The sequence below is a fragment of the Streptomyces boncukensis genome (genome assembly GCF_011045075.1).
GTDB classification, from domain to species: Bacteria; Actinomycetota; Actinomycetes; order Streptomycetales; family Streptomycetaceae; genus Streptomyces; species Streptomyces boncukensis.
The window spans coordinates 1-613 of record NZ_JAAKZZ010001090.1 but is presented as its reverse complement, the minus strand read 5'-3'; the positions used below and the strand labels follow the sequence as shown (position 1 = coordinate 613).

Here is a 613-nt window from a genome sequence, read left to right as displayed (position 1 = left end):
TGACCGCCGCCACATCCAGCCCGGAGTCGGCGACCTCAGCTTCCGTCGCCTGCACCGCCAGCATCCCACCACCGGACGGCAACGCCTGCATCAGACGGCCACGCTCCGCGACCAGCGTGCACGCGTCATCCAGGTCAAGGATCCCGGAGACGTGCGCGGCGCTGATCTCGCCCAGCGAGTGCCCCAGCAGCACGTCCGGGGCCACACCCCACGACTCCACCAGCCGGTACAGGGCCACTTCGAGCGCGAACAACCCCGCCTGCGCCCACAGCGTGCCCTCCAGACCGACACCCCCGGCCAGCACCTCACGCAACGCACGCTCCAACCGCACATCCAATCGCGCACACACCGCATCGAACGCCTCGGCGAAGACCGGGAACTGCTCATACAGCCCCAGGCCCATCCCGGCACGCTGCGCGCCCTGCCCCGTGAACAGGAACGCCAACCGACCCTCCCCGGCGACGCCGGAGGCGAGCGTCGCATCCCCGGCCAGCACCGCGCGGTGCTCCAGCCCGGCCCGCGCCGTGGCCAGCGACCAGCCCACATCCACCGCGTCCAGCTCCGGCCGCTCCGCCACGAACGACCGCAGCCGCTCCACCTGCCCCCGCAGCGC

1 protein-coding gene is annotated in these 613 nt (G+C 72.6%); it reads right to left on the bottom strand.

Features of this window, described 5'->3' with window-relative positions; translation table 11 throughout:
- Positions 1-613, bottom strand: a 613-nt coding sequence (locus G5C65_RS38095; protein WP_165303653.1) for an acyltransferase domain-containing protein, incomplete at both ends; no start/stop codon positions are given.